This is a genomic window from Streptomyces antioxidans (assembly GCF_000968685.2).
In the GTDB taxonomy this organism is placed as follows: Bacteria; Actinomycetota; Actinomycetes; order Streptomycetales; family Streptomycetaceae; genus Streptomyces; species Streptomyces antioxidans.
This window is the reverse complement of sequence record NZ_LAKD02000090.1, coordinates 1-11,070: the sequence shown is the minus strand read 5'-3', so window position 1 is coordinate 11,070 and position 11,070 is coordinate 1. Positions and strand designations below refer to the sequence as shown.

The 11,070-nt window shown below is 72.4% G+C and carries 2 protein-coding genes; both read left to right on the top strand.

The window, feature by feature from the left end:
• A partial coding sequence (locus VT50_RS28575) for a type I polyketide synthase (protein ID WP_143645287.1) occupies positions 1-9,254 on the top strand: 9,254 nt, incomplete at its 5' end.
• Positions 9,255-9,299: 45 nt separating this feature from the next.
• Positions 9,300-11,070 (top strand): type I polyketide synthase (locus VT50_RS28570; protein ID WP_143645286.1); only part of this gene is annotated, 1,771 nt, incomplete at its 3' end.

The following is an 11,070-nucleotide window of genomic DNA, read 5'->3' as shown; positions in this document are numbered from 1 at the left end:
GGGGTGGGGCGATTTCTGTCGCCGCCGTCAATGGTCCTGGTTCGGTGGTGGTGTCCGGTGATCCGGGTGCGTTGGATGAGATGGTGGCGCGGCTGGAGGGTGAGGAGGTGCGGGTTCGTCGGGTGCCGGTGGACTACGCCTCGCATTCCGCTCATGTGGAGGCCATCCGTGAGGAGTTGCTGACGGTCCTGGCGGATCTTGAGCCGCGTGTGCCGGAGGTGCCGTTCTACTCGACGGTCTCCGGTGAGCTGGTGGACACCACCGGTCTGGACGCGGAGTACTGGTATCGGAACCTGCGGCAGACCGTCGAGCTGGAGGCCACCACCCGTACCCTCCTCGGCACCGGCCACGGCGTGTTCATCGAGGTGAGCCCGCACCCGGTGCTCACCCTGCCGGTGCAGCAGACGGTTGAATCAGCCGAGGCCCAGGCCGTGGTCGTGGGCACGCTGCGCCGCGACGAGGGCGGCCTGGAGCGGTTCCTGACCTCGATCGCCGAGCTCCATGTCAACGGGGCCGACATCGACTGGCGGAAGGTGTTCGCCGGACACGGGGCCCGTCAGGTGGACCTGCCGACGTACGCCTTCCAGCGGCAGCGCTACTGGCCACAGGCGGCCGAGGACGGCGGGTTCGGCAACGGCCCCGTATCCGAGGCCGACGCGGTGGACGCCCGGTTCTGGGAGGCCGTCGAGCGCGAGGACCTGGAGGGGCTGGCGCGGACGCTGGAGCTCGACGGGGAGGCGCCGCTGAGCGCGGTGCTGCCCGCCCTGTCGTCGTACCGGCGGGGCAGGCGGGACCGCTCGACGGTCGACAACTGGCGCTACCGGATCAACTGGAAGCCCGTCATCGACCAGCCGTCGTCCGGCGCCGAGCGGGGGCAGGAGGCCCCGATCACCGGTACGTGGATGGTCGTCGTACCGCCGGTCGACGCCGCCCGTGAACTGGCCGGGCGCATCGCACGGGACGTGGAACGCCACGGTGCCCGGATGGTGCGCGTCGACCTGGACGGTACGGAGCCGGAGCGGTCGTCGCTGGCCGACCTCCTGCGGGCCGCCGCCCCCGGCACCCCGCCCGCGGACGGGGACGGCCAGGAGGACACGCCCGCGATCGACGGAGTGCTCTCCCTGCTCGCCCTGGACGAGGAGGCACTGGCCGAACACCCGGGCATACCGCGCGGCTTCGCCGGAACCGTGGCCCTGGTCCAGGCGCTGAGCGACATCGACATCGATGTGCCGTTGTGGCTGGCCACCACCGGGGCGGTGTCCGTAGGCCGCTCCGACCGGGTCGGCCGCGTCAAGCAGTCCCTGGTGTGGGGTCTGGGCCGGGTGGTCGGCCTGGAGTACGCACAGCGCTGGGGCGGTCTGGTCGACCTCCCCGAGTCCCCGGACGCGCTCGACGAACGCGCGCTGGACCGCCTGGTCGGGCTGATCGGGCGCTCCGGTGACGAGGACCAGGTGGCGGTGCGCGCCTCCGGGGTCTTCGCCCGACGGCTCGTCCGCGCGCCCCTGGGCGACGCCCGTCCGGCCCGCGTCTGGGAGCCTCGCGGCAGCGTTCTGATCACCGGTGGTACCGGTGCCCTCGGTGGCCGTCTCGCCCGCTGGCTCGCCCATGCCGGTGCCGAGCACCTGGTGCTGACCAGCCGCCGCGGCCTGGAGGCCCCCGGCGCGGCCGAGTTGCGGGACGAGCTGACCGCGCTCGGCACGCGGGTCACCGTCGCGGCCTGCGACGCCGCTGACCGCGGCGCGCTGCGGGAGCTCCTGGACGGGCTGCCCGCGGAGTACCCGCTGACCGCGGTGGTGCACGCGGCCGGTGTGCTGGACGACGGGCTCATCGACACCCTCACCGTCCCCAGGGCGCAGGGGGTCTTCCGGCCCAAGGTGGACGCCGTGGTGAACCTCCACGAGCTCACCCGGGACCTGGACCTGTCCGCGTTCATCCTCTTCTCCTCCTACGCCGGAACCGTCGGCGGCGCCGGTCAGGGCAGCTACGCCGCCGCGAACGCCTTCCTCGACGCCCTGGCGCAGCAGCGCCGGGCCCAGGGGCTGGCGGCCACATCGGTGGCGTGGGGTGCCTGGGGCGGCGGCGGTCTGGTGGACGACGCCACCGCGGCCCAGCTGAAGCGGCGCGGTATGCCGCCGCTGGTGCCCGAACTCGCCGTCGACGCCCTTCAGCAGGCGCTCGACCACGACGAGGTGGACATCACCGTCGCCGATGTGGACTGGGAGCGCTACGCGCCCGGCTTCGCCTCGGCCCGGCCGCGCCCGCTGCTCAACGAACTGCCGGAGGTGCGGCAGGCACTGGAGGCGGCCGAGGCCGAACTGGGCGCGGCGCTCACCGGGCTGGCCGTGCGCCTCGAGGGGCTGTCTGCCGTCGAACGCGAGGCGGAGGTGCTCGACCTCGTCAGGTCCCACGCCGCCGAGGTGATCGGATACCCGAGCGCCGAAGCGGTCGAGCCCGAACGGGCCTTCCGGGACATCGGGTTCGACTCGCTGACCGCGGTGGAACTGCGCAACGGCCTCAGCGCGGCGGCGGGTGTGAACCTGCCCGTCACGATGGCCTTCGACTACCCGACGCCCACGGTGCTCGCCCGGTTCATCCTCGGTGAGGTGCTGGGCACCGCGCCCGCACCGGCCGATGACCTGCCGGTGGTGACGGGCACCGTCGTGGACGACGACCCGATCGCGATCGTGTCGATGAGCTGCCGCTTCCCCGGCGGGGTGCGCACCCCGGAGGACCTGTGGCGACTGGTCTCCGAGGGCAGCGACGTGATCAGCGCCTACCCGGCCAACCGCGGCTGGGACCTGGACGACCTCTACAACCCGGACCCGGAGAACACGGGCACCAGCTACGCCAGCGGCGGTGGATTCGTCTATGACGCCGATGAGTTCGACCCGGCGTTCTTCGGGATCGCCCCCCGCGAGGCGCTGACCATCGACCCGCAGCAGCGGCTGCTGCTGGAGACCTCGTGGGAGGCGTTCGAGCGGGCGGGCATCGACCCCGTGTCGCTCAGGGGAAGCCGGACCGGCGTCTTCGCGGGAAGCAACGGCCAGGACTACATCGGCCTGCTGCTGACCGCCCCGGGCGGCCCCGACGGCTACCTCGGCACCGGCAACGCGGGCAGCGTCGTCTCCGGCCGCATCTCCTACACCTTCGGCCTCGAAGGACCGGCCGTCACGGTGGACACGGCGTGCTCCTCGTCGCTGGTGGCGCTGCACATGGCCGTGCAGTCGCTGCGGCAGGGCGAGTGCTCCATGGCGCTGGCCGGCGGTGTCACGATCATGTCCACCCCGGGCTCCTTCGTGGACTTCAGCCGCCAGAAGGGGCTGTCGTCGGACGGGCGCTGCAAGGCGTTCGCGGCGTCGGCCGACGGCACGGGCTGGGGCGAGGGCGTCGGTGTGCTGCTGCTCGAGCGGCTGTCCGACGCACGGCGCAACGGCCACCCGGTGATGGCGATCGTGCGCGGCTCCGCCGTCAACCAGGACGGCGCGTCCAACGGTCTGACGGCCCCCAACGGTCCCTCGCAGCAGCGGGTGATCCGCCAGGCGCTGGCCAGCGCCGACCTCGCCGCCCACCAGGTGCACGCGGTCGAGGCACACGGCACCGGCACCAGGCTCGGCGACCCGATCGAGGCGCAGGCGCTGCTGGCCACCTACGGCCAGGGGCGGTCGGACGGCCAGCCGCTGTGGCTGGGCTCCATCAAGTCCAACATCGGGCACACCCAGGCCGCGGCCGGTGTCGCGGGCGTCATCAAGATGGTGATGGCCATGCGGGAGGGCGTGTTGCCGCAGACGCTCCACGTCAATGAGCCCACACCGCACGTGGACTGGACGGCGGGCGAGGTCCGGCTGCTGACCGCGCCGACCGCGTGGCCGGAGGACGGCGAGCCGCGCCGCGCGGGCATCTCCTCGTTCGGCATCAGCGGCACCAACGCCCACACCATCATCGAGCAGGCCCCGGAGCCGGACGGGCCGCAGACGGGCGAGCGGATCCATACGGACGACACCCCCTCGGCGGTCGCGGAAACCCTCCCCTGGACGGTCGCGGGCAAGGGCGCCCAGGCGCTGTGCGCCCAGGCCAGGAGCCTGCACGACTATGTGGCGGCCCACCCCGAGCTCGACCTGAACGACGTGGGCCACTCGCTGGCGGCCACCCGGTCCGTCTTCGACCACCGCGCCGTGCTCATGAGCGGCGACCGGGAGGGACTGCTGAGCGGTCTGGAGGCCATCGCCTCCGGTGGCACGGCACCCGGAGTCATCCAGGGATCGGTGGGCACGGCCGGTAAGACGGCGTTCCTCTTCTCGGGTCAGGGCGCACAGCGTCCCGGCATGGGACGGGAGTTGTATGACCGCTTCCCGGTGTTCTCCCGCGCTCTGGACGAGGTGTGCGCGTACCTCGATGTGCTGCTCGACCGGCCGCTGCGGGAGGTGATTTTCGCCGACGAGGGCAGCGCGGACGCCGAGTTGCTGAACCAGACGGCGTTCACCCAGCCCGCGCTGTTCGCCATCGAGGTGGCGCTGTTCCGGCTGCTGGAGCACTGGGGCGTCACCCCGGATGTGCTCATCGGCCACTCGGTGGGCGAGGTGGCCGCGGCCCATGTGGCCGGGGTGCTCTCGCTGGAGGACGCGTGCGCGCTCATCGCGGCGCGTGGCCGTCTGATGCAGGCGCTGCCCGAGGGTGGCGCGATGGTCGCCATCGAGGCATCCGAAGAGGAGGTCTCCGGTTCGCTGGTCGGCCGCGAGACCGAGGTGAGCATCGCCGCCGTCAACGGCCCGACCGCCGTCGTCATCGCCGGTGACGAGGCCGCGGCGCTGGAGATCGCCGGGGACTGGGCCGAGCAGGGCCGCAAGACCCGCCGGCTGCGGGTCAGTCACGCCTTCCACTCGCCCCGCATGGACGCGATGCTCGACGACTTCCGTGACGTGGTCTCCGGCCTGTCCTTCGCGGCACCGTCGATCTCGCTGGTCTCCAACCTCACGGGCGCGTCGGCGGGCGCGGCCGAGGTGTGCTCGCCGGAGTACTGGGTGCGGCACGTGCGGGAGGCGGTCCGGTTCGCCGACGGCGTACGGGCCCTGGAGAAGCTGGGGGTGACCTCGTTCCTCGAGGTCGGTCCCGACGGTGTGCTCACCGCGATGGCCCAGGACTGCGTGACGGCCGACGAGGCCGCAGACCCGCTCACCCTCGTCCCCGCACTGCGCAAGAACCGCCCCGAGGCCCAGGCGCTGACCACGGCGCTGGCCGAACTCCACGTCCACGGCACCACCGTGAACTGGTCGACGGCCTTCGCCGGGCTGGACGTCCGCCGGGTGGAGCTGCCCACCTACGCCTTCCAGCGGCAGCGCTACTGGCCGAAGACCGGCGGCCCGATGACCGGGGACATCTCCTCGGTCGGGCTCAGCTCCCCCAACCACCCGCTGCTGGGCGCCGGGGTCGAGCTCGCGGGCCGCGACGGATTCCTCTTCACCAGCAGGCTGTCGGTGCAGAGCCAGCCGTGGCTGGCCGACCACGCGATCGCGGGCGCGGCCCTGTTCCCCGGGACCGGATTCCTCGAACTGGCCATCCGCGCCGCCGACCAGGTCGGCTGCGGCCGGGTCGAAGAGGTCACCCTGGCCACCCCGATGGTCCTGCCCGGACACGAACCCGTCCAGGTGCAGCTGTGGGTGGGTGACACGGACGAGACGGGCCACCGCTCGCTCAGCCTGTACTCCCGCCCGGCCGATGCCTCCTCGGACCAGCCGTGGACGCAGCACGCGGCCGGTGCGCTGGCCCCGACCGGACCCGAGCCGTCGTTCGACCTGACCGCATGGCCCCCGGCGGAGGCCGAAGCGCTGGACATCAGCGACTTCTACGAGCGCTTCGCCGCTTCCGGCTTCGCCTACGGCCCGGTGTTCCAGGGCCTGCGCGCCGCCTGGCGCTCCGGCGACGACGTCTACGTCGAGGTCGGCCTCGGCGAAGAACACGCCTCGGACGCGGCCGACTTCGGCCTCCACCCGGCGCTGCTGGACGCCGCCGTGCAGGCGGTGACCTTCGTCGCCCTGGAGGACGTCGGCCTCTCCCGGCTCCCGTTCTCCTGGAGCGGGGTGTCGCTCCACGCCGGTGGCGCGTCCACCCTGCGGGTGCGCCTCACCCAGCTGGGACCGGACTCCATCGCCCTCGCGGTGGCCGATGGCACCGGCCGCCCGGTGGCGTCGGTCGAATCCCTCGTACTGCGCCCGGTGTCGGTGGACCACATCGACACGGCCAGGACGTCGGCGTTCCGCGACTCGCTGTTCACGCTGGACTGGACCCCCGTACCGGCCGTCGCCGCGGCCGGGACGTCGGCGGCGCGCTGGGCCGTGGTGGGCGCCGACCACTACGGACTGGCCTCCGGCGCGATCGCCGGAGCCGAGGTGACCGGCTACGCCGACCTCGACGCCCTGGGCGCCGCGATCGACGGTGGCGCCGCCGCCCCGGACGCCGTGCTGGTGTCCTACGCACCGGGCCTCGACGACGAGGCGGCCCGGGGCAAGCCCAAGAGCAAGGGCAAGGGCAAGGGCAAGGGCAAGAGCAGGGCCAAGCGGGCCCCGGAGCCGGTGGACGCCGTCCACGCGGTGACCCACCACACGCTGGGCATGATCCAGGGCTGGCTCGGCGACCGCAGGTTCGCCTCCTCCCGGCTGGTCTTCGTGACCTCGGGCGCCATGGCACCCGAGGGCCACGACGAGACCCCGGACCTGATCCACGCACCCCTGTGGGGCATGGTGCGGTCCGCGCAGTCGGAGAACCCGAACTGCTTCGTCCTGGTCGACCTGGACGAGGACGAGAAGTCCAGGGCGGCGCTGCCCACGGTGCTCGCGACCGACGAGCCCCAGGCCGTGGTCCGCGAGGGCACGGTGCTCGGCCAGCGCATGGCCCGGGTCTCCTCGGGCACCGCGCTGCTGCCGCCCGCCGGGGTGCGCGAATGGCGGCTGGACATGCACGCCAAGGGGACCTTGGAGAACCTGGCGCTGCTGCCCTGCCCCGACGCCACGGAGGAACTGGGCGCGACCGAGATCAGGGTGGCGCTGCGCGCCGCGGGCCTGAACTTCCGCGATGTGCTCAACGCCCTGGGGATGTACCCGGGGGAGGCCGGACCGCTCGGCGGCGAAGGCGCCGGTGTGGTCACCGAGGTCGGCTCCGCGGTCACGGACCTCGTGCCCGGCGACAAGGTGATGGGCATCTTCAGCGGGTCGTTCGGTCCGGTCGCCATCACCGACTCGCGCGTCGTCGCCCGGGTCCCGCGGGACTGGACGTTCGAGCAGGCGGCCTCCACCCCCATCGTGTTCCTCACCGCCTACTACGCCATGAGGGACCTGGCGGACCTGAAGGAGGGCCAGTCGGTACTGGTGCACTCGGCGGCCGGTGGTGTGGGCATGGCCACGCTCCAGCTGGCGCGGCACTTCGGCGCCGAGGTGTTCGGCACCGCGAGCGAGGGCAAGTGGGACACCCTGCGGTCGCTGGGCCTGGACGACGACCACATCGCCTCGTCGCGGACGCTGGACTTCGAGAAGCGCTTCCTCGACGTGACCGGCGGGCGCGGCATGGACGTGGTGCTCGACTCGCTGGCGCGGGAGTTCGTGGACGCGGGTCTGCGGCTGCTGCCGCGCGGCGGCTGGTTCCTGGAGATGGGCAAGACCGACATCAGGAATCCGGAAGAGGTGGCCGCCGAGTACAGCGGCGTCTCCTACCAGGCGTTCGACCTCATCGAGGCGGGCCCCGACCGCATCCACGAGATGTGGCACGACCTGATCTCGCTGTTCGACCGCGGGGTGCTGCGGCCACTGCCGGTGCGCACCTGGGACGTCCGCAGGGCGCCCGACGCGTTCCGGTTCATCAGCCAGGCCCGCCACACCGGCAAGGTGGCGCTGACCATGCCGAGGACGCTGGACGGCCCCGGCACGGTGCTGATCACGGGTGGTACGGGTGGTCTGGGTGCGCTGCTGGCCCGTCACCTGGTGGTGGAGCACGGTGTGGAGCGTCTGGTGCTGACGAGTCGTCGTGGTGCGGAGGCGCCGGGTGCGGCGGAGTTGGTGGCGGAGCTGGCGGGTCTGGGTGCCGAGGCGGAGGCGGTGGCGTGTGATGTGGCCGACCGTGCCTCGGTGGAGGCTCTGCTGGCGGGGATCGGTTCGGAGCGTCCGCTGTCGGCCGTGGTGCACGCCGCGGGTGTGCTGGACGACGGTGTGGTGGAGTCGCTGACCCCGGAGCGGGTGGACAAGGTGCTGCGTCCGAAGGTGGACGCGGCGCTGCACCTCCACGAGCTCACGCGCGATCTCGACCTCTCCGCCTTCATCCTGTTCTCCTCCGTCTCCGGCACCTTCGGTGGCGCGGGCCAGGCCAACTACGCGGCGGGCAACGCCTTCATGGACGCCCTGGCCCAGCACCGCAGGGCCGAAGGGCTCCCGGCCGCCTCGCTCGTCTGGGGCCCGTGGACACAGGACGGCGGCATGACCACCGAGCTGGCCGACGCCGACGTCACCCGTATGACCAGGACCGGCATGGTCGCCCTCACCCCCGAGGCCGGACTCGCGCTGTTCGACGCGACCCGCGATCTCGACGGGGCCGTCCTGGTGCCCATGACGATGGACATGGCGTCCGTGGGCGAGCCGGTACCCGCGCTGCTGCGCGGACTGGTGCGGGCACCCGCCCGCAGGACCGCCGAGTCGGGCGCCGCGAGCACCACGGCCGACCCGGCCGCCGCACTCAAGCAGCACCTGGCCGGGAAGTCCGAGACGGAGCGCGAGCGCGTCCTGGTGGACCTGGTGTGCGACCAGGTGGCCGTCGTACTCGGCTATGCGTCGGGGCAGGCCATCGAGCCCGGACACGCCTTCAAGGACCTGGGCTTCGACTCCCTGTCGGCCGTCGAGCTGCGCAACCGGCTCAACGCGATCACCGGGACCCGGCTGCCCGCGACCCTGGTGTTCGACTACCCGACACCGGCGTCGCTCGGACGGTTCCTGCGGGAGGAGGTCACCCCCGCGGACGGGCCCGCGACCGAGCCGGTCTTCGGAGAACTCGACCGGCTGGAATCCACCCTGTCGGCGCTCGACTCCGACACCGAGACCCACGCCCAGATCATGGCGCGGCTCCAGGGCCTGGTGGCCAAGTGGTCAGCGGGCGGCACCGGGCAGGTGTCCGGCACCGCCGCGGCGCCCGACGACGACCTGGACGACGACAGCGAGATCGAATCGGCCACCGCCGACGAGATCTTCAAACTCATCGACGACGAATTCGGAATGTCCTGACGTGGCGAGCTGGAACTCACAGAGTGTTTCAAGGGGCTGGGGATAGTGGCGGAAGACGAAAAACTCCTTGACTACCTCAAGAAGGTGACCGCTGACCTGCGTCAGGCTCGTCGGCGACTTCGACAGGTGGAGGAGCGGGACCGGGAGCCCATCGCCATCGTGGCGATGAGCTGCCGGTACCCGGGGGGTGTGCGCACTCCGGAGGAGCTGTGGCGGCTCGTCGCCGAAGGCGGCGACGCCATCACCGAGTTCCCGCCCGACCGGGGCTGGGACGTGGACGGCTTCTTCGACCCGGACTCGGACCGGTCCGGCACCTTCTCCGTCCGCGAGGGCGGATTCCTGGACGCGCCCGGCGACTTCGACCCCGGCTTCTTCTCCATGAGCCCGCGGGAGGCGCTTGCCACCGACCCCCAGCAGCGGCTGCTGCTGGAGACCGCCTGGGAGGCGTTCGAACGCGCCGGAATCGACCCGGCGTCGGTGCGGGGCAGCCAGGCCGGTGTGTTCGTCGGCGCCGCGCCCTCCGGCTACGGCGCCGGGGTGAGCGAGATGCCAGAGGGCGTGGAGGGGCTGCTGCTCGCGGGCAACGCCACCTCCGTGGTCTCCGGGCGGGTGGCCTACACCCTGGGCCTGGAGGGGCCCGCCGTGACGGTGGACACCGCGTGCTCGTCGTCGTTGGTGGCGCTGCACTGGGCCTGCCAGGCGCTCCGTCAGGAGGAGTGCTCGCTGGCCCTCGCGGGCGGTGTGGCCGTCATGTTCACCCCCAGCATGTTCGTGGAGTTCAGCCGTCAGGGCGGACTCGCTCCCGACGGCCGCTGCAAGGCGTTCGGCGCGGCAGCCGACGGCACCGGCTGGGCGGAGGGCGCGGGCCTGCTCCTGCTGGAGCGGCTTTCCGACGCCCGGCGCAACGGCCACCCCGTGCTGGCCGTCATCCGGGGCTCGGCGATCAACCAGGACGGCGCCTCCAACGGTCTGACGGCCCCCAACGGCCCCTCGCAGCGCCGGGTGATCCGCCAGGCGCTCAAGAACGCGGGCCTGACGCCCGCCGAGGTGGACGCGGTGGAGGCGCACGGCACCGGTACCTCGCTGGGTGACCCGATCGAGGCGCAGGCGCTGCTGGCCACCTACGGCAAGGAGCGGCCGGAGGACAAGCCGCTGTGGCTGGGCTCGCTGAAGTCCAACATCGGCCACTCGCAGGCGGCCGCCGGTGTCGGCGGGGTCATCAAGATGGTGATGGCCATGCGCAACGGTGTGCTGCCCAAGACGCTCCACGCGGATGAGCCGTCATCCCAGGTGGACTGGTCGGAGGGGGACATCCGGCTGCTCAACGAGTCGACCCCCTGGCCGGAGACCGAGCAGCCCCGCCGTGCCGGTGTGTCCTCGTTCGGCATCAGCGGCACCAACGCCCACGCGATCCTGGAGCAGGCTCCGGAGCCCGAGGAGGCCCAGGAGACCGAGACCGAGGTCGCTGAGGGCCCGGTGGCCTGGGTGGTGTCCGGCCGCAGCGCGGCCGGACTGCGGGCACAGGCCGAGCAGCTGCGGGGGTTCCTGGCGGGGTGTCCGGAGCTGGGTGTGGCGGATGTGGCGTATTCGCTGGTGGCGACCCGGTCGGTGTTCGAGCATCGTGGGGTGGTGACGGGTGCCGACCGTGATGAGTTGCTGGTGCGGCTGGGTGCGTTGGCGGGGGATGAGGTTGCCTCGGGTGTGACGCGTGGTGTGGCGGATGTCCGTGGTCGTTCGGTGTTCGTGTTCCCTGGTCAGGGGGCGCAGTGGGTGGGTATGGCTGTGGGGTTGTTGGAGTCTTCGCCGGTGTTCGCGG